17 protein-coding genes and 2 pseudogenes are annotated in these 16,037 nt (G+C 67.8%); 6 read left to right on the top strand and 13 right to left on the bottom strand.

The genetic code is table 11. From position 1 onward, the window contains the following. Positions 1-120: 120 nt before the first annotated feature. A complete protein-coding gene (locus AQI88_RS06295) occupies positions 121-984 on the top strand; it encodes a helix-turn-helix domain-containing protein (RefSeq protein ID WP_244184063.1) in 864 nt (287 codons plus the stop codon). Then, on the top strand, positions 956-1,243 hold the full coding sequence (locus AQI88_RS06290) for a DUF397 domain-containing protein (RefSeq protein ID WP_066993140.1): 288 nt from the start codon (positions 956-958) through the stop codon (positions 1,241-1,243). The genes AQI88_RS06295 and AQI88_RS06290 overlap by 29 nt, the downstream gene beginning before the upstream one ends. Before the next feature lie 75 nt (positions 1,244-1,318). On the opposite strand, the gene AQI88_RS06285 is transcribed toward AQI88_RS06290, so the two are convergent. The 3 genes from AQI88_RS06285 to AQI88_RS06275 all read right to left on the bottom strand — a co-directional run bounded on the left by AQI88_RS06285 (position 1,319) and on the right by AQI88_RS06275 (position 4,803). Beyond that, positions 1,319-3,265 (bottom strand): S53 family peptidase, encoded by a 1,947-nt coding sequence (locus AQI88_RS06285; RefSeq protein WP_066993137.1) that lies wholly within the window; start codon positions 3,263-3,265, stop codon positions 1,319-1,321. 234 nt (positions 3,266-3,499) lie between these two features. Continuing rightward, complete coding sequence (locus tag AQI88_RS06280) at positions 3,500-4,129, bottom strand: DUF305 domain-containing protein (protein ID WP_066993134.1); 630 nt, start codon at positions 4,127-4,129, stop codon at positions 3,500-3,502. Then, complete coding sequence (locus tag AQI88_RS06275; RefSeq protein WP_066993131.1) at positions 4,126-4,803, bottom strand: DUF3105 domain-containing protein; 678 nt, start codon at positions 4,801-4,803, stop codon at positions 4,126-4,128. The genes AQI88_RS06280 and AQI88_RS06275 overlap by 4 nt, the downstream gene beginning before the upstream one ends. Positions 4,804-4,940: 137 nt before the next feature. Here AQI88_RS06275 and AQI88_RS42680 point away from each other — a divergent pair, with 137 nt between their 5' ends. Beyond that, the gene (locus AQI88_RS42680) at positions 4,941-5,345 is read left to right on the top strand and encodes an RrF2 family transcriptional regulator (RefSeq protein WP_079057435.1); all 405 of its coding nucleotides are present in this window, start codon (positions 4,941-4,943) and stop codon (positions 5,343-5,345) included. Here the strand turns inward: AQI88_RS42680 and AQI88_RS06270 are convergent. After that, positions 5,247-6,485, bottom strand: a complete 1,239-nt coding sequence (locus AQI88_RS06270; protein ID WP_066993736.1) for an RNA-guided endonuclease InsQ/TnpB family protein — start codon at positions 6,483-6,485, stop codon at positions 5,247-5,249. The genes AQI88_RS42680 and AQI88_RS06270 overlap by 99 nt on opposite strands. 224 nt (positions 6,486-6,709) lie before the next feature. Between AQI88_RS06270 and AQI88_RS44805 the strand changes: the two are divergent. After that, positions 6,710-6,871 (top strand): annotated as a pseudogene (locus tag AQI88_RS44805) (transcriptional regulator); the annotation flags it as partial. Between the two features lie 149 nt (positions 6,872-7,020). Here AQI88_RS44805 and AQI88_RS48445 read toward each other — a convergent pair. Beyond that, a complete protein-coding gene (locus tag AQI88_RS48445; protein WP_279616530.1) occupies positions 7,021-7,146 on the bottom strand; it encodes a hypothetical protein in 126 nt (41 codons plus the stop codon). Positions 7,147-7,467: 321 nt separating this feature from the next. Here AQI88_RS48445 and glnA point away from each other — a divergent pair, with 321 nt between their 5' ends. After that, positions 7,468-8,829 carry a type I glutamate--ammonia ligase gene (glnA, locus tag AQI88_RS06260; RefSeq protein WP_066993126.1) on the top strand — a complete coding sequence of 454 codons (1,362 nt, stop codon included), beginning with the start codon at positions 7,468-7,470 and terminating at the stop codon, positions 8,827-8,829. A 166-nt stretch (positions 8,830-8,995) separates the two neighbouring features. Here the strand turns inward: glnA and AQI88_RS06255 are convergent, their stop codons facing one another. The 3 genes from AQI88_RS06255 to AQI88_RS45775 form a co-directional block, all read right to left on the bottom strand. Continuing rightward, a complete protein-coding gene (locus AQI88_RS06255) occupies positions 8,996-9,232 on the bottom strand; it encodes a hypothetical protein (protein WP_066993121.1) in 237 nt (78 codons plus the stop codon). 721 nt (positions 9,233-9,953) lie between these two features. Then, entirely contained in the window at positions 9,954-10,541 is a 588-nt protein-coding gene (locus tag AQI88_RS45780) for a hypothetical protein (protein WP_159050303.1), read from the bottom strand. A 529-nt stretch (positions 10,542-11,070) separates the two neighbouring features. Further along, positions 11,071-11,244 carry a hypothetical protein gene (locus AQI88_RS45775; RefSeq protein WP_159050302.1) on the bottom strand — a complete coding sequence of 58 codons (174 nt, stop codon included), beginning with the start codon at positions 11,242-11,244 and terminating at the stop codon, positions 11,071-11,073. Positions 11,245-11,513: 269 nt separating this feature from the next. On the opposite strand from AQI88_RS45775, the pseudogene AQI88_RS49010 reads away from it, so the two are divergent. Beyond that, positions 11,514-11,597: pseudogene (locus AQI88_RS49010) on the top strand (glutamine synthetase); the annotation flags it as partial. 97 nt (positions 11,598-11,694) lie between these two features. On the opposite strand, the gene AQI88_RS06245 reads toward AQI88_RS49010, so the two are convergent. Genes AQI88_RS06245 through AQI88_RS06225 form a run of 5 tightly spaced genes read right to left on the bottom strand, consistent with a single transcriptional unit; the run spans position 11,695 to position 15,651 of the window. Beyond that, positions 11,695-11,970: a hypothetical protein gene (locus AQI88_RS06245; protein ID WP_066993113.1), complete on the bottom strand. Its 276-nt coding sequence runs from the start codon at positions 11,968-11,970 to the stop codon at positions 11,695-11,697. A 47-nt stretch (positions 11,971-12,017) separates the two neighbouring features. After that, the gene (locus tag AQI88_RS06240; RefSeq protein WP_066993110.1) at positions 12,018-12,443 is read right to left on the bottom strand and encodes a VOC family protein; all 426 of its coding nucleotides are present in this window, start codon (positions 12,441-12,443) and stop codon (positions 12,018-12,020) included. A 31-nt stretch (positions 12,444-12,474) separates the two neighbouring features. Next, the gene (locus tag AQI88_RS06235; protein ID WP_066993108.1) at positions 12,475-13,494 is read right to left on the bottom strand and encodes a TolB family protein; all 1,020 of its coding nucleotides are present in this window, start codon (positions 13,492-13,494) and stop codon (positions 12,475-12,477) included. Next, positions 13,491-14,762, bottom strand: coding sequence for an MFS transporter (locus tag AQI88_RS06230; protein WP_208615725.1), 1,272 nt, complete (start codon positions 14,760-14,762; stop codon positions 13,491-13,493). Before AQI88_RS06230 ends, AQI88_RS06235 begins: the two co-directional genes overlap by 4 nt. Before the next feature lies 1 nt (position 14,763). Next, entirely contained in the window at positions 14,764-15,651 is an 888-nt protein-coding gene (locus AQI88_RS06225; RefSeq protein WP_066993106.1) for an alkaline phosphatase family protein, read from the bottom strand. Positions 15,652-16,037: the final 386 nt, after the last annotated feature.

The following is a 16,037-nucleotide window of genomic DNA, read 5'->3' as shown; positions in this document are numbered from 1 at the left end:
CTTCTGTGCGGTGTGTGATGAAGGCCTCACAGAGTGTCGTCCGGCTCGCTACCGTGGAAGACGTTTCGCGTCCACGGCGCGAACGACGGAAACGGCACGGTGAGTTACGGCGGTGAGCGCGTGGTACGGCGTAAGGACATCGACGGCTCGATGAGCGTCCCGACCTTCTACGGCAAGGAGTTGCGGTGGAAGAGGGAGGCGGCGGGGTTGTCGTTGGAGGCGTTCCTCGAGGGCAGCTTCTACGGCAAGTCGTATCTGAGCGACATCGAGCACGGGGAGCGGAGGATGCCGCTCGATCTGGCCCGGCATGCGGATCGGGTGCTGGAGACGGACGGGTTCTTCGAGCGGCGGTGCGAGGATGTGCGGAATGCGCGGAGGGCTGGGCATGCCCGGTACTTCGAGCAGGTCCTGGAGGCGGAGAAGCATGCCAGGGCCATCGAGGAGTGGTGCCCCAGCCTCTTCCCGGGGCTGCTCCAAACTCCCGCCTACGCACGGGCGGTGGTCCTGGCGACTCACCCGCTGTCTCTCGATGACGAGGCGGAGGAGAAGGTCAGCGCCAGGATGGCGCGCGCCCAGCTCTTCGAGAGGGATCACCACACACCGGAGTACTGGGTGATCCTGCACGAGTTGCTGATCACCGACCCGATCCTGCCTCCGCAGGAAATGGCAGAACAGCTCGAGCGAATCGTGGAGTTGACGGAGCGCCGCCGGATCACTCCGCAGCTTCTGCTGCGGAAGTGCGGCACGCATCCGTTCATGACCGGCACAGCGAAGATCATGACCTTCCCTGATGCCCCACCGTTGTTCTACACGGAGTCGCTGCACAGCGGTGACACCATCGACGATCCGGCCCTCGTGGGGGAGTACCGCAGGTCGTACGATCAGCTCAGGGCCGTCGCGCTATCGCCAAAGGCGTCCCTGGCCATGATCAAGTCAGCGGCAGAGGATTACCGAAATGGCAAGCAACCGGATCGACTTGAGTGACGCGCTCTGGCTCAAGAGCGGCTACAGCAACGGCAGCGGCGGGGAGTGCGTCGAGGTCGCGAGCGACTTCCCCGGCGCCGCCCTCTGGCGCAAGTCGAGCTACAGCAACGGAAGCGGCGGCGACTGCGTCGAAGTCGCCGACGGCATCCCCGCCCTCGTCCCCGTCCGTGACTCCAAGGTCCCCGGCGGCCCCGTCCTGCTCCTTGCTCCCACCGCCTGGACGCCCTTCATCACCTCCCTCAAGCCGAAGTCGGCATAACGCAAAGGGGGCGTGAGGTCACCAGGACCCCACGCCCCCTCCGCTCAGCGGACCGGCGATGAACCGGTCAGCGGATCAGTGCTTCTTCGCGTACGACGCCACGTACCCGTCCGCAGGCGAACCCACGCCCGTCACGTCGTCGTAGCCCTTCACCGCGGACAGCGAGCTGTCCTTGCCGAGGCTGCGGACCGAGGTCGCGAGGCCGCCGGAGGCGTTGAGGCCGTTGACGAAGTCGATACGGGCCACCGCCAGGCCGGAGCCCGTCGGGTTGTCCGTGACGTCGTGGTAGACGCCCTTCTTGCCGTACTTGGTGTAGATCGTCGGGTTGGCGAAGCCGATCGCCTTGCCGCCGCGCGCCTCCTGGGCCAGCGCCTGGACCGCCGCGATCACCGGGGCGGCCAGCGAGGTGCCGCCGATGCGGTACTCGCTGTACTGCAGGGATCCGTCCGGGAAGGTCTGGGTCTGGCCGACCAGGAAGCCGGTGTTCGGGTCGGCGATGGCCGCGATGTCCGGGACGACGCGGTTGCCGTCGGCGCTGTTGGCCTTGGCGAGCGAGTCCGGGACGACGCCCTTCTGGTAGTACGGCTGCGGCACGTTCTTGCTGGTGCCGCCGCCCGCGCCCGAGGTGAACGCGCCGGGGAAGTTCGTCCAGCTCTTGCCGTCGGCCGACAGGGTCGCCTTCTGGGTGCCCCAGCCGGTCTCCCACTGGTACGTGTCGCCCTTGCCGACGGCCAGCGAGGTACCGCCGACCGCGGTCACCCACGCCGAGTTGGCCGGGGTGTCGACCTGCTTCGTACCGGACTTGGCGACCTGGTCGCCGTCGTCACCGGAGGAGAAGTAGAAGCCGATGCCCTGGACCGCGCCCAGCTGGAAGACCTGGTCGTAGGCGGCCGCGAGGTCCGGCGTCTGGTTGGCCTCGATGTCGCCCCAGGAGTTGGAGACGATGTCGGCCAGGTGGTTGTCCACGACCTTGCTGAGCGAGGCGAGCAGATCGTCGTCGTAGCAGGACGCGGCGCCCACGTAGGTGACGTCGGCGTCCGGCGCGACGGCGTGCACGGCCTGGACGTCGAGGGTCTCCTCGCCGTACCAGCCGGCCGCGCCGCACTCCTTGGTCTTGGTGTAGTTGTTCGGCAGCACCTGGTGCAGCTGGCCGGTCTTCCAGGCCGCGTCGCCGTGCTTCAGCGCGTACGTGCCCGCGTCGAAGGCGATGGTCGGCGAGGCGTACGCGTCGGTGATCGCGATGCGCACGTTCTTGCCGGTGTAGGTGCCGGCGCCGTAGGCCGCGCGCAGCTGCTTGCCCGTGTAGCCCTTGATCGCGTACGGGATCTTCTGGCCGTAGGCGTCGGGCAGCGTGGTCGCGGTGTTCGAGCCGTAGTACGAGGAGAACGGCCCGGAGTTCTTGAACACGGCGTCCGGCTGCGGCAGCTGGTCGTCGTGCGTCGACTTGTGCGGCGCGTTGTCCAGGCCGGTGACGGTGAGGACGGCGCCCTTCAGGCCGGCCGGCGCGGACGCGGTCTTCGCGGGGGCGCGGTAGGTCTTCCCGCCCTTGGTGAAGTTGTGCAGCTGCGTGCCGAACGCCTTCTCGGCGGCGGACACGTCACCGGTGACGGCGACGTAGTGCGCGGTGACCTCGGTGACCTGGAGCCCGGCCGACTTCAGCCAGGACTTGACGGCGGCCACCTGGGCCTTGGTGGCCCCGAAGCGGGCCTGCGCCTTCTTGGCGCTCAGGTACTTGCCGTACTGCGCCGAGCTGGGGTCGGACACCGCCTTGGCGTAGGCCGCGAGCCCGGCCGCGTTCTTGCCGGCCAGGTAGACGCGGGCCTTGACCTGGGCGTTGTCGGCGGTGGCACCCTTGTCCGCCTTGGCCGTGGCCCACGCGGGCTTGGTGCCCGCCAGCGCGTCACGGGCCGGGGTGTCCGCGGCGTGCGCCGCGGGTATGCCGAGCGCCAGCGCTCCGGCGATCATCGGCAGTGTCGCTGCCATGCTCACGCCGGCGCGCACCTTGGCGCGGTTGGATCTCATAGAACCCCCTGCGATGCGGTTCGCATGCATGTAGTGGTCGGTATGTCGTGGATGCCGGAACCGGCCCGCGGCGGCATCGGCCGGCGAATGGATCACACGATTGGGGGCCACTCTTTCGATGAACCGTTCATGCCAGGGGAACGCAAAGGTCAAGAGAAGCTCAAGGAACGTTCAGGTGGGGCGATTTGCCCCTTTCATCCTTACGGCGGTGTTACGAACGGGCTTGCGCTCCACTCATGAACGCGCTTTCGCTCCCCGCTCCTTGAGCATGCCGGCCATTAGCTGGATCTCCGACTGCTGCGCGTCGACCATGCCCTGCGCGAGCCTCTTCTCCACACCGACGGTGCACTTGGCGACACACCCCTCGGCCATGTGGATGCCGCCCTTGTGATGGCCCGTCATCAGCTGGAGATAGAGGATCTCCGCCTGCTTCCCGCTCAGCGACTGGAGCTTCTTCAGCTCGGTGTTGGTCGCCATGCCCGGCATCAGCGCGCCGTCCTTGCCGGAGGCCATGTCGCCCATGCCCATCCAGGTCATCGGCGGATCGGCGGACACCTTCGGCAGCGCCCACAGGTCCAGCCAGCCGAGCAGCATCCCGCGCTGGTTGGCCTGCGTCTGCGCGATGTCGTACGCGAGCCGCCGCACCTCCTCGTTGTCGGTGCGGTCCCGCACGATGTACGACATCTCGACGGCCTGCTGGTGATGGACGGCCATGTCCCGCGCGAACCCGGCGTCGGCGGACTCGGCCGTGGGCGTCTTAGGGTCCGATCCGCCGTCCTCGGCGACCGCGTACGTGATCGCGCCGGCCGCGACGAGCACCGCGGCGGCGGTGCCCGCCACCCAGCCGATGTGCTGCCGCCTCACTTCATGACCCCGCCGGTGCACGAGGCACCCGGCTCGGGCGTCTGCTGACCCTGCACATAGGCGGCGAAGAACTTGTTCACCTCGGGGTCGCTCGCGCTCTTCACTGCCACCTGGTGGCCCCACGCCGACAGGATCAGCGGGGCGGCCTGGTTCTCGTACGGGCTCATCAGCGAGTACGGCGTCTTCTTCACCTTGGCCGCGAGCGCGTCGACGTCCGCCTTGCCCGCCTTGGCGGTGTACGTCACCCAGACCGCGCCGTGCTCCAGCGCGTGCACGGCGTTCTCGTCCTGCACCGGCTTGGTGTAGACGTCGCCGTTGCAGTTGAGCCACACCGGGTTGTGGTTGCCGCCGACCGGCGGGTGCATCGGGTACGACACCTTGGTCGTCACGTGCGTCCGCGCCAGCTTGCCGGACCAGGTCTTGACCCCGTCCTTGCCGGTGGTGAAGTGCCCGGAGTCGCCGGAGTCCTTGGCGTCACCGCTCGCCACCGAGTCCTTCTTGTCGGACTGGGAGTTCACGAGCACCACACCGCCGACCATGAGACCGGCGACGACCACCACGCTGGCCGCGATGGTCAGCACCCGGCCTCGGCGCTCCCGGGCACGCTCGGTGCGCCGCATCTCCTCTATGCGCGCCTTGCGCGCCGCGCTGCTGCTGTTCTTGGCGGAACCCATGAGGCGAGTCCTTCTGGGGGAAAGGGACGTGAAGGGTGAGGCCCGCTGATCGTAATGCGCACGGTGCCCTCTTCCGTAGGGAGGGCATCACAACCGGATAATTTGAACCCGGGATGCGCATTACCTACCCTCGCGGTATGCGGCTGCTGCGCTCCACCGACCTGGCCCTGCGCGTCCTCATGCGACTCGCCGTCGCCGGCGCCGCCAGTCCCACGACCCGCCAGGTCGCGGCGGACATGGACGTGCCCTACACACACGCCGCGAAGGTCGTGGCGGAACTCCAGCACCTCGGCCTGGTCGACGCCCGCCGCGGCAGGGGCGGCGGACTCACCCTCACCGAACAGGGCCGTACCGCGTCCGTGGGTGCGCTGGTGCGCACCTTCGAGGGTACGGGCGACGTGGTCGACTGGGGCACGACCCCCTGCCCCGTCAACTACCCGGGACTAAGGTCCCGGGCTTGCACAACGGGCATCACTGGCGGTGATGCTGCGTTTGCGTCCAGCCCCAACCTTGGGTTTCGGGGGTGGGGCGGGGGCCGTTGACTGGGCCCCGCGTCGCCACAACTCCCACGCTCTGGCGCGGATGTTGCGGGAGCCGTTCCGATCCGCGTGATCAACGAATCCGCAGGACCGGCACACGAACCAGGCCTGCGAGACCCGGTTCGCCCTGTCGATGTGCCCGCACTCGGCGCAGGTACGCGAGGTGTACGCCGGATCGACGTACACGACCGGCCCCCCCGCCCTGCGGGCCTTGTACGCGATGAACTGCCCCAGCTGGGCGAAGGACCAGCTGGAGTGGGTGGCCCGTTGGGGCTTGCGAAGCCGTACCCGCTCGCGGATGCCCGTGAGGTCTTCCAGGGCGATCCCGCGACCGGTGCGTTCTGCCTCGGCCACCAGGTGTTTCGCGATCTTGTGGTTGATGTCCTTGGCCCGCCGCGCCTCCTTGCGCCTGCGTTTCTTCAGGCGCCTCTTGGCGGAGGGGGTGTTCTTCTTCTGGAGCTTGGTGCGGAGCGTGCGCTCCCGGGTGCGGATGCGGTTGAGCTCGCGTCCGGCCATGATCTCGCCGTCACTGGTGGTGGCGATGTTGACAATGCCCAGGTCGACGCCGAGGAAGTCCACCGGATCCGTGTTCAGCGCGGCTTCGGGCACCTCGCAGGTGGCCAGCACAAACCACATGCCGTCCCGGCACACCAGGTCGGACTCGCCCTTGCGGTACAGCGCCAGGGTGGCCAGCTGCTCCGGGGAGGCGGTGAAGGCCACGTCCTTCACTCGCCCGCCAGTCGTCCAGATCGACACCCGGCGCTCGGCGATCTGCCAGGACAGCATCCGGTCGTCGTACGGCTGTGCCCCCTGTGCACGGAACGCGATCGGTTTCTCCATGGCACGGCGGTACCGCTTCGAGCCCGGCTTGCCCAGGTTCCCGGCCTTCAGGTTCGCCTTCAGCGTGGCGTACGCGTCACACACCTTCTTGATCACATGCTGAACGGCCTGGGCACCCAGGTTCCACCGGGCCTTGATCTCGGTGTAGGTGTGCTCGCGCAGCGCGAAGTTCCTCTTTACGTCCTTCTCGAAGACGACCTCGCTCGCCCATCCGGCGGCCTCGTTGCAAGCACACAGGGTCGCCTCAAGTGTCGCCGCCTGCACGGGCGTCGGCAGCAGCCTGACCTGCACCATCAGCTTCACGATCACCGAACGTACACATCCGTACGACTCCCCGCCGCACGTTCCCCCTCCATCACCCGACCGAGTGAACCCATCACCGCATGCGCACGGCAGCGGCTCTGCGCGACAGTGCACCCGGCCGCTTCGCGGCCGAGCAGGCACCAGCGATACCGCAGCGCTCCGCGCCGCGACCACAAGGATGCGATTCCTCTCAGGGCCGAAGCCCTGGGCTTCCTCACAAGAATCCGCTGAACTCCGCCTGCCGCCTGCGGGGCGCTCTGCGCCGGGCCCCGGAGGCGTTCTTCGCGGCGCTGGACCCGGTGACGGTGCGGGACATCGTGGCCAATCCGACGGGCCCCTTGCTGCTGGGCATCTCCGGGCAGGCCGCAGGGCGGCTGAGGGGCTGACTCCCTGGGCGGGTGGCGGCGCAGGTGCGGAACAACCTTGCGCGCGAGGCCGTCATCCGCCAGTGCACCATCTCCGTCTACGGCGACCTGCGCGACGTGAACCTCCACTGCACAGGTGTCTGTCCCGGTGGATCCGCAGGCGGCGGACCTCAGCCCTGCGTCGGCCAGAGATCCGGCCCGAAGACTTCGCAGCGGATGCCGGCAGGAGCCGCGCCCTTCTCGATCAGCCGGGTGCGTACCGCGCGCATGAAGGGCAGCGGGCGGGGAGCAGCCACTGGTCGGGGCTCCTCACAGCTCGACCGACCGGCACCCGGTGAAAGCTTGCAGCTGATGTGAGAATCGAATGGGCGTGGTCTCGCTCACGAAGGAACGCGAAGGAAGCGGATCGGCCATTACGGATGTCGGTCCGAGCAGGCAAGATGGGCGGCAGAGCAGTACACCTGCCGGACGCAAGGCATTCAGGCCGAGGTCGGCCGGGCGATCAAGGTCCGCAACGCGCGTGAAATGGTGTTGTGGTGTGATGCTCAGGTGCCCGACCGCCTCCGGTGACACCCCGGGGAGAGGCGGCCTGACCAGCAAGGATGGGGAAGCGGAAGATGGACAAGCAGCAGGAGTTCGTGCTCCGGACCTTGGAGGAGCGCGACATCCGGTTCGTACGCCTGTGGTTCACGGACGTGCTGGGCTTCCTCAAGTCCGTCGCCGTGGCCCCTGCCGAACTGGAGCAGGCCTTCGACGAGGGCATCGGCTTCGACGGCTCCGCCATCGAGGGCTTCGCCCGCGTCTACGAGTCCGACATGATCGCCAAGCCGGACCCCTCCACCTTCCAGGTCCTGCCCTGGCGCGCGGAGACCCCCGGCACGGCCCGCATGTTCTGCGACATCCTCATGCCGGACGGCTCCCCGTCCTTCGCGGACCCGCGCTACGTCCTCAAGCGCGCCCTCGCCCGCACCTCCGACCTGGGCTTCACCTTCTACACGCACCCGGAGATCGAGTTCTTCCTCCTGAAGGACCGCCCGCTGGACGGCAGCCGCCCCACCCCGGCGGACAACTCCGGCTACTTCGACCACACCCCGACCAACGTCGGCATGGACTTCCGCCGCCAGGCGATCACCATGCTGGAGTCGATGGGCATCTCGGTCGAGTTCTCCCACCACGAGGGCGCCCCCGGCCAGCAGGAGATCGACCTCCGCTACGCCGACGCGCTCTCCACGGCGGACAACATCATGACGTTCCGCCTGGTCATGAAGCAGGTGGCGCTGGAGCAGGGCGTGCATGCGACCTTCATGCCGAAGCCTTTCTCCGAGCACCCGGGCTCCGGCATGCACACCCACCTCTCCCTCTTCGAGGGCGACCGCAACGCGTTCTACGAGTCCGGCGCGGAATTCCAGCTCTCCAAGGTCGGCCGCTCCTTCATCGCGGGCCTGCTCAAGCACGCGGCGGAGATCTCCGCGGTCACCAACCAGTGGGTGAACTCCTACAAGCGCATCTGGGGCGGCTCCGAGCGCACGGCCGGCGCCGGCGGCGAGGCCCCCTCGTACATCTGCTGGGGCCACAACAACCGCTCGGCCCTCGTCCGGGTCCCCATGTACAAGCCCGGCAAGACCGGCTCCGCACGCGTGGAGGTCCGCTCCCTGGACTCCGGCGCCAACCCGTACCTGGCGTACGCGCTGCTGTTGGCCTCCGGCCTCAAGGGCATCGAGGAGGGCTACGAACTCCCGCCGGGCGCCGAGGACGACGTCTGGGCCCTCTCCAACGCCGAGCGCCGCGCGATGGGCATCGAGCCCCTCCCGCAGAACCTCGGCGAGGCCCTGACCCTCATGGAGCGCAGCGACCTGGTCGCCGAGACCCTCGGCGAGCACGTCTTCGACTTCTTCCTGCGCAACAAGCGCCAGGAGTGGGAGGAGTACCGCAGCGAGGTCACGGCGTTCGAGCTGCGGAAGAATCTGCCGGTGCTGTAAGGGCAGGTCAGAGCAGCGTCCGCGCAAAACATCAGGCGAGACCCGCGGTCGAGGCGTGCGGGTCTCGCTTTGGCGATAGTCGCCTTGGGCCGTCTGTGGGCCGTCTGTGGGCGGTCTTGCAGGCCTCTCCGGGCTGCCGGCCGGCCGTGTCACGGACGACCAGAGGTCACGACTGGATGACGCGCGGCGCGAGCACCGTGCGCGCTACTCCGAGGCGCAGATGCGGGTCCCGGACGACGTGCTCACCGCCGTTGACAAGGTCCATCGCGTGCTGAACCGGATGTATGGGGTCCTCAAGCGTCTCGACGGCGGCTTCCCGCCGCACGGGGAGGGCGAGTCCCTGGAACGGGTGCACACTCAGATCGTGGCGATCGGACCAGCTCAGCGAGATGCGCCAGAGCATCGGCGTCCCTCCGGGCACGGGCTAGCCAGAAATGGAAACCATAGCAATGCCCCTCCAAGGTTTGGACATTGCTATGGGCCGCTGTTAGACCTTGGGAAGAATTCTTTCGCGAGCTTCTCGCGAACCGATGATTACAGTCAGATTCCCAGGATCGTTGCGATGCTCTTTGATTGAAACGTTGCCACGCTGATCGGAAGTAGATCCACGATCGCGAGATGAGTAATCGATCACCATGGCTGACTTGCTGCAAGCCAGCGAAACCCATGCTCTAGATCCGCTCGCACCTGCTCCCGACGCGATACTGTAGGGACCGGCAGGGTAGTTTTCACTACCTTCCGAATCCTTTCTGGGCCACGCTGAAGTAATATGGATCAACGATCGCTCAGAGCTCTTCGCATCGGCTACCAGAAAGCCACATGAATCTCCCTGGATATACGCGATCAGGCGGTAAGAGCCCTTGCGGAGCTCACCTATCACCTTAGGCGCCTTAGGTTCGGGAGGGAATTCATCATCCGCAATAAGCCGCTCTTCACGCGAGTCGATAGATTTGAGTTGACTCAGATGTGTGAATTGATCAGCTGATGATTCATGCCCAGTCCCGCTGCCGCCTCCCGAAGTGCATGCGATACATGAAAGTGAAAGAGTGACCCCTAGGGCTAATTTTCGAATCACCTGCGCCAAAGAAGTCACCCTTTCGCCTTCCATGATTACTGGCGGCTAACTATTCAGCCCACTGGTTGAAGCATACGCCAACCGGCTTAAACACATCGATCCACCAGCCGATTTGGACCCGGTAGTGACGGTAGAGAGTGTACGCCTCGACGGTCCCGAACTTGTGTTTGGGGACCTCGAAGCGGGTCTCGTTCGTCACTTTGTAGCTCTTTGTCACGTCAAATCCTACGGCTAGAGAGAGCATGCCCTTACTGATGCCGCCCTGCCCGCTGTATTTGACTGCTTGCTCCTGACTGACCGACAGCACCAGAGTGGTTTTTCCGCTGCCAGTCGTCTTGTCAATCACTGTGGTGCCACACGATTCACCCGCATCAATTGGCCCGCTCTGTGACTGGGCGCGAGTAGAAGAATTTAGTGAGCGTGCGTAGTCGGCATTCCGCTTGATTGTCAACTTGGCGCCGGGCTTGAAGATGCTGTCAGGTACCTTGGATCCCGGCTCGAAGAATTCGTTGACAGGATTTGCAGTGGCGGCCTCTGTCCTGCTATGGGCCAGGGCCGGGGTTGCTGAAGTAATCCCTAATCCCATAGCCACGGCGGCTGTGCCGATGAGTGTGCCGATCCTTGCTGTGCGATTCATAACTCCCCCTAGGGTCGTGGTCTGAATTTTCTTGTCGCGCCTGGATCATGGGTGTGAATTCATATGAAGCTAACTGGAATTCATGTCCGTGCGCCTGTGTCGTTGATCACTTCAAGCCAGATCGAAAACCTTCAGTCGCACGGCAATTTGCTTCAGTGGCACACGACCTCCTGTTTCGGCCGCAGCCGCCGCCGCGTTTGAACTGAAGTTCCCGTACCGGCGAACGAGGAAGAATCTAGCAGCGCGCGGCGCGCCCCTCAATTGAATTGAGGGCGAATTGAGAGTGGACTGATTGATTCCGGCAATAATTCCTGATTCGATGATTCGGAAATTCAATTACGGGGCAGAGGGGCGGTTTCCTTCGCTGATCCCCTCTTCGTCGCCCCCGTTGGCTATATGCAAAACGGCGGGTCGCAGCCTGAGAAATGGGGATGGCGATGAGTTGCCGCGAAGCGGCGCGCTGACTTGCCAAGAAGGCGCCGGACGGCTGACATCAAAAGGCGGGGACGCCGACGGTCAGCCCTGCCCTTCAGCGAACGATCAGCTCGGGCCAGTCGTTGACCGACGTCGCCAGCACCCTGTGATCGAGCTGGTAGGGATGAGGCCGGCGCAGCCGGTGGTGGTCGCGGACAAGGTCCGTTGGGGTCTCAACATCGATCCCGGGGAGCGGGCCGTCCTCGCGGACGTGCAGATCGTCGGGCATGCGAGACAGCGCGCCTGGACGTCTTGTGGACGGGACAGGGTCGGGGGCCCCGGTCTCTCGACAACCAGCAGGTCAAGGCATTGCGATGAGTTCGATGCTGGGAGGACTGCACATCTGACGAGCCCCGAACCGGGCCGCTCTCGGGCCGTCTGTGGGCCGTCGAACGGTGGCCCACGCTGACCGACGACGACCAATGACGACCGCTCGGGCGCCTGTCAGCCCTGCATGGACGTTGATCGCGCGAGGTCACTCCGAGGCCGCGTCACGTCCTGCGCAACAAGCGCCAGGAGTGGGAGGAGTACCGCAGCGAGGTCACGGCGTTCGAGCTGCGGAAGAATCTGCCGGTGCTGTAAGGGCAGGCCAGGGCGGGCTTCCCGCCCCGCCCGCGACAAGGCGGCTCGCCCCTCGGGGCGAGCCGCTCGGGCGGGCCGCAGACGCCGGCCCCACGTTTCACTGCTCGTCGGACACGGAGCCGGGCTGCTCCGACCCGCTGGGCGCATTGTGGGTGTGGGGGCGGTTGTCGCAGGCGTCGTTCATCGAATTGCCGGTCCACGGTGCGGCCACGGGGACGAGCGCGAACGCCCCCTTGCAGAGGGTGGCGCCGGTGAAGTTCGCGCCGGCGACGCGGAAGTGGCCGAGGGGGTCGCGGCCGTTGTCGGCGTGGGCCGGGGTGGCGAGCGCAAGACCGGCCATGGTGAGCGCGGCGAGCGCGCTGATCTTCTTCATGGCAGGGTCAACGACATCGGATCGCCCCAGGTCACGCCGCTGCCCCTTCAGCGGATCGGCTCGCCGACACCCAGCAGGTTGCCCTCGCTGTCGCGGAACCAGGCGCCGCGTTCGGCTCGTGCGCCCTTGCTCGGGTAGTTCCCGTCGATCTCGGCGATTCCGGCCCGCGTGCGGAGGCCGGGTACGTCGACCTCCTCGAAGACCACCCCGCGCCGCCGCAGCTCCGCCACGACCGTCTCGATGTCCTCGACCTCCCAGGCCATCTGGGTGAACGTGCCGGGCGAGGCTCCCGTGGACCGGAACACGACGAAGTCCGTGCCCCCGCACCGGTACAGCAGCCCGCCGGGGCGTTCGTCGACGGGCTCCAGGCCGAGGACCTCGGAGTAGAAGCGGCGGGCCCGGTCCAGGTCCTGGGCGGGCAGCCTGGTCGCCACCCGGCCCCGGGCCAGAAGGGTCCTGTCGTGCTCGTTCATGGCCCCTACTGTGCCCCGCCCGCCGCTCCGGTCAGCGCAGATACGCGGGCGACACGGCCGCCGTACTGATCCGCCGCGCCCGGCCCGACCCGTTGGCCGGGACCTCGTACAGATCCGCGCCGTAGTCCCCGGGCAGGGCGTAGACGATCGTACGGGCGTCCTTCCAGACCGCCTGGTCGTCCACGCTGCGTGGTTCGGCCAGCGGAGTCTCGCGCATCGTGCGCAGGTCGAGGACGTACAGGTGCCAAGGGGCGTCCTTGGGCAGACCCTTGACCCGCTTCTTGTACGCGATGCGGGTGCCGTCGGGGGAGAGGGACGGGCATTCGACGTCCGAGTGCAGGGTGGTGACCGTGCGCGCGCGCAGGTCACCCCGGACCAGATACGTACTCCCCTTGGTCGCCAGCGTCGCATAGAACGTGCGGTCGTCCGCGGCGAACGTCACGCCCCAGAAGTTGGTGTCCGCCGCACGGTACGGGTGACCGTCCTTGACGATCCGGAAGGCCTCCAGGGACGGGATCAGCTCGCCGGTGCGGGTGTCCGCGATCGCCGTGCGCGTGGAGAAGTTCGTACCGGCGTACGAGTCACCGCCCACGAACGCCGTCCAGGCGGCGAAGTGCCCGGTGGGGGACACCCGGGCGCGCGAGGGGATGCCCGGGACGTCGTACCGGTCCCGGGTGCGCAGGCGGGAGTCGAGGATCAGGGCGCGGTAGGTGTCCGAGACCGGGCCGTGCACCGCCTGCAGGCATACGCCCGTGCCCGAGGCTGCGTAGAAGCGCAGGCACTTGACGCCCGAGGCGGTGCGCGGGCCGGCCGGGGCGGACTCCGGGACCGTCGTCAGCTCGTCGCGGTGCGGGCCCCACGCCAGGTTGCGGAACACCATGCGCCCGTGCCCGGTCAGCAGCACCGTGCCGGATGTGACCTGCGGGCCGCCCGCCTGCACCTGGTTGCGGCGCTCCGCCCGCGCCGAGGCGTGCAGCACGGCCGCCACCCCGACCGCCACCAGTGCGGCGACGGCCGAGAGCAGGATCAGGATGCGTGTGCGTACGGTCATGCGGTGACGGTGCCTTTCGGGCGGACGACCAGAGAGAAGACTGCACAGGCGACCAGTGCCCCCGCCGCCCCCGCCAGCGCCGCCCGGTCACCCCACACCGTCCAGGCCGCGCCGAACAGCAGCGAGCAGGCGAAGCGGGCCAGCGCCTGCCCGGTCTGCACCAAGGCCAGGCCGGACGAGCGCAGAGCCTCCGGCACGCCCTCCGAGGCCGCCGCCATCAGCACGCCGTCGGTGGCCGCGTAGAACCCGCCGTGCAGGGCCAGGACGACGTACGGCAGAGCCGAACCGTGCCAGGAGGTGAGCAGCAGCGCGTACGCCACGAGAAGGGCCCCGTGACCGGCCAGGAAGACGGCCCACCGGCCCACCCGGTCCGCCAGCCGGCCCAGCGGCATGGCCAGCAGCAGGAAGGCGGCCGCCGTGCCGAGCGGCAGCAGCGCGAACCAGCGGTCGGGGACGCCCAGGCGGCGTTGCAGCAGCAGATAGACGAAGGAGTCGCTGACCGTGGCCAGACCCAGCAGCAGGGCACAGAGGGTGATACGGCGCAGGTCGCGGCGGCGCAGCAGTCCCACGGCGGCGCGCAGGGTGGGGCGCGCACCGTCCCCGGCACGCTCCCCGCGGCCACCCGGCACGAAGAGCACCAGCACCAGCACCCCGAGCACCGCCACACAGAAGCTGACCGTGAACACCGCGTCGTAGCCGTCCACGGTGGCCCGCAGGATCAGGAAGGCCACCAGCGGCCCGAGCAGGGCACCTGCGGTGTCCATCGCCCGGTGCACCCCGAAGGCGCGCCCCCGGTTCTCCGGCGTACTGGACAGTGAGATCAGCGCGTCCCGGGGAGCCGTGCGCAGGCCCTTGCCGGTGCGGTCGGCGGCCAGGATCAGGCCGATGGGGGTCAGCGAGTGCGCCACCAGCAGCAGCGGCTTGCACAGCGCCGAGACGCCGTAGCCGAGCCCGGCCACCCACTTGTGCCGGCCCCCGCCCCGGTCGGCCAGATGCCCGCCCACCAGCCGCACGACCGCCGAGAAGCCGTTGTAGATGCCGTCCAGCAGGCCGAAGCCCAGCGGTGACAGGCCGAGGCCGGTCACCAGGTACAGCGGCAGCACCGCCGTGACCATCTCGGACGACACGTCGGTGACCAGGCTGACCGTGCCGAGGGCGAGCACGGTGGGGGCGACCGCGGCACGGCGCCGCCCGGCTGTGGGCCGGGCGGCGCCTTCCGCGGACGCCGGTGCGCTCGGGTTGCTCGCGCGGCTGTCCGCTACGTACACGTCAGGGCGCCCAGATGCCGGAGATGTCCGAGGCGGACGCGGCGTTGCCCGCGTGCGTGGTCAGGCCCTGGGTGTCCTCCAGGGTGCGCAGCAGGTTGTAGTGGTTGTAGGTGGTGGAGGACGACGACCCCGCGGTGACCGGCTGGCCGTACAGGACCGTCGGGATCCGGTTGCCGCTGAGCCGGTTGTCCTCGTCGAAGGTAACGACGAGCAGGCTGTTGTGGGTCTTGGCCCAGGTGGCGTAGGCACCGAGGTTGTTCTGCAGCCAGGTGTCACCGGTCGACACCGAGCAGTCGTGCATGTCGCTGCACAGGTTCGGGACCACGAACGACATCTGAGGCAGCGTCGAGTAGTCCGTCGGGAACTGGGCGAAGGTCTTGGCGCTCGAGGTCGGCACGTTGCTGAAGGCGAACCACGGGTTGTGCTTGCGGGCGTAGTTGCCGCTGCTGCACGTGGTCGAGCCCTGGCTGGGAAGCGACTCGTTGTAGCTGGCCCAGGTGCGTCCCGCGGCGAGCTGCTCGGAGGCCAGGTTCGGGGCGGAGGAGAAGCCGGGGGTGTAGCAGCTGTCGTCCGTGATGCCCTGGGTGGAGCCGGAGAACATCGCGAGGTAGTTGGGCTGGCTGGGGTGGGTGATGCCGTAGGACTGGGTGAGGTTGGCGCCGCCGGACTTGAGCGAGTTGATGTACGGGGCGCTGGAGGAGCCGATGACCTGGCTGTAGGCGTGGTTCTCGAAGACCACGACGACCACGTGGTCCGGGCTGGGGACGGCGCCCGCGGCGTGCGCGGACTCACCGCCGAGCCCGGTCCACACGCCGAACGCGGCCGCGGCGAAGGCCGCTGCGGACGCCACGACGGTACGGGCACGGCGGAACACGGAACTGCCGGACACATCAACCTCCGGGGGGAGTACGGGGCTGGCGGTGCGGACAGAGCATGCGCACGGCAATATTCCCCCGCCCCACGTCACCCAACCCGGCGGATGAAGACCACATGAACTACTGTTTCCGCTGGGCCAGTTGGGCGAGCACCTGACACCCCCCCTCAGTGGCCCGCTTCCCCCCACCAGGGACGGGCGGCCGCGCTCGCGTACGACGGCAAGGGGACATGGCGGGTGGCGTCCGCCCGCAGAGGCCGGCGAAATCCGGGGGCAACATTCAACAACCAGTCCGCCGGACCAAGGACGGGTACCACCCGGCGCGGCCCCGCCCCACAACACCCCAACAGGCACGCCCCAAGCCGCAAGCACCTGCACGGGCGGCCGCAGGCATTCCCACG

It is taken from the genome of Streptomyces cellostaticus, assembly GCF_001513965.1.
GTDB classification, from domain to species: Bacteria; Actinomycetota; Actinomycetes; order Streptomycetales; family Streptomycetaceae; genus Streptomyces; species Streptomyces cellostaticus.
This window is presented reverse-complemented; position numbering and strand designations above follow the sequence as displayed.